The sequence below is a fragment of the Mesorhizobium sp. M1A.F.Ca.IN.020.06.1.1 genome, assembly GCF_004023265.1.
Classification (GTDB): domain Bacteria; phylum Pseudomonadota; class Alphaproteobacteria; order Rhizobiales; family Rhizobiaceae; genus Mesorhizobium.
On sequence record NZ_RZSR01000987.1, the window covers coordinates 1 to 2151 of the forward strand.

Sequence of the window (2151 nt, forward strand, 5' to 3'; positions counted from 1 at the left end):
CCCTTCCCCGGTTTTCTGGCGCTCGTGCCCGTGGCCGGTACTGTCCTTCTCTTGCTGGCGGGCGCGGCCGGCGTCAGGGACGGCATTCTTGCACGCAATTTCGAACGGAAAACCGCGGGGCTCTTTTCCTCGAATTGCGTAAATGCCGCCCTGGCGCTGCCGCCCTTGCAGTGGATCGGAAAGGTTTCCTACTCGCTCTATCTCTGGCACTGGCCGGTGATCGTCTACGCCGGCATGCTGGTCGAGGAGCTGACTTTTGCGCAACGCTTCGCCTGCCTCGGGCTGACGTTGGCGCTCTCTGCGCTGAGCTACCATTTCATCGAGAATCCAATCCGCCGCAATGGCTGGCTTATGGCCAATGCGGCGCGGGCGCTGGTGCCGGCCCTCCTCCTGACCGGCACCGGCGTCGCAGCCGCCTACGGCAACGCAGCGCTTGCCGTGCGCGCCGAGGACCCCGAGCAGCGCGCGATCGCGGCAAGTGCGGCCGAGCCGGCCACCGCGCGCGCCAAGGCCTGCGTCGAGGGCTACGACACGGTAACGCCGAAACCCTGCGTGTTCGGCAATGGCCAGCGCGTGATCGCGCTGTTCGGCGATTCGCACGCCGATCACTGGTCGACACCGCTGATCGAGGCAGGAAAGAAGAACGGCTACCGCGTCGAGACCTGGCTGAAGAGCTCGTGCCGGCCCTCACGGTTTTCCTACTTTGTCACGAAGCTCAACCGCGACTACCGCGAATGCGACCAGTGGCGCGAACAGGCGATCAAGGAGATCATCGCGGCCAGGCCTTCGCTGGTGGTGATCTCCGAACTGGCGCTGACCTCCTCGCGCAAGATGGCGGCGGGCAAGGGCGAGCCGGACACGCCGGACGCCGTATGGCGGGCCGGCCTGCGCTCGACACTAACCAGCTTGAGCAAGGCCGGGCTGAAGATCGCCTTCATCCGCGACGTGCCGTTCAACGACGAGAACATCGACACCTGCGTGTCGCGCGCGCTGTGGCGCGACAAGGCGCCATCGCTCTGCGACCAGAGCCGCGCCTATGCCGCCAACGACCAGATGGCGGCGGTCGAGCGCGAGATCGTCACCAGCGTGCCCAATGCCACTTACGTCGACCTCACCGACCGCTTCTGCAACGCCACAACCTGCCACGTCTTCATCGACGGCCAGCTCGCCTTCCGCGACCAGCACCATCTGGCGACCCCATTCGCGGAATCGCTGGAACCGGAGGTGGAAAGGCGCGTGATCTCGAAGGTGGGAAGGTAGGGCGCCGCCCCTGTCGTTCGTGATCCTAGGGCGGAGCAAGGAGCGAAGCGACGCGCGCAGACCCTAGGATCCATGCCGTGACGCTAAAGCGTTGCAGCAGTAACAGAATTCTGCACCGTAGCGCTTCACGCCGAAGGTCACGGCATGGATCCTCGGGTCAAGCCCGAGGATTGCGACCGTGCGAGCGTCGGCGTTCCTTCACACCCATCTGTCCTGCCAGACATCCCCCGCACGGGGGGAGATCAGCAGCTTCTGCTCACTCCGCCACAACCACAAAATGCTTGGTCACCGGCTCGAGGATCTTCCAGGTGCCCTTGAAATCGGCTTCGACCACGAAGGCGTCGCCGGGGCCGACCTCGACCGGCTCGCCGCCATCGGGCGTGATGAGGATGCGGCCGGCGATCATGTGGACGAATTCATAGTCGGTGTAGGTGGCGTGATAGGTGCCGGGCGAAGCGCGCCAGGTGCCGGACATCACCTTGCCGTCCTCGCTGGTGTGCTGGACGGTCGTCTGCATGGTCGGCGATCCCTCGACCGCGATCCAGCCCGGCAGATCGCCGCCATCGCCATGCTCGACGGGGCCGAATTTCAGGATGGTGGGCTTGGTCATGGCAGGCTCCTGCGGTTGGGATTGGCTGGACGTGGCAATAGACGACGACGCCGCGCGCGCACGCGCTGCACGGCGACAGCAGGTGGCGATATGGCGACTCCGAAGATCGAAGACAGCGGGGCGAAGAAAAGCGTGACCTTCCCCGCAAGGGCGAAGATCGACAGCTTCGGCGCCGCTTCGCTCCTTGCTGGGCCTTAGGATCCCCGCCTAATTTTCTCGGAACACCACCCGTCCCGAAACCGTTTGTGCCTCGAAGGGGCAACCATCGACCTCAAGGAGGC

The 2151-nt window shown here is 65.0% G+C and carries 2 protein-coding genes; one reads left to right on the forward strand and one right to left on the reverse strand.

Annotated elements, in window-relative coordinates; genetic code table 11:
* Nucleotides 1-1260: acyltransferase family protein (locus EOA60_RS29935; RefSeq protein WP_164899654.1), on the forward strand; the 1260-nt coding region annotated here is incomplete at its 5' end.
* A gap of 256 nt (nucleotides 1261-1516) precedes the next feature.
* Here EOA60_RS29935 and EOA60_RS29940 read toward each other — a convergent pair.
* Entirely contained in the window at nucleotides 1517-1870 is a 354-nt protein-coding gene (locus tag EOA60_RS29940; protein ID WP_067322364.1) for a cupin domain-containing protein, read from the reverse strand.
* Nucleotides 1871-2151: the final 281 nt, after the last annotated feature.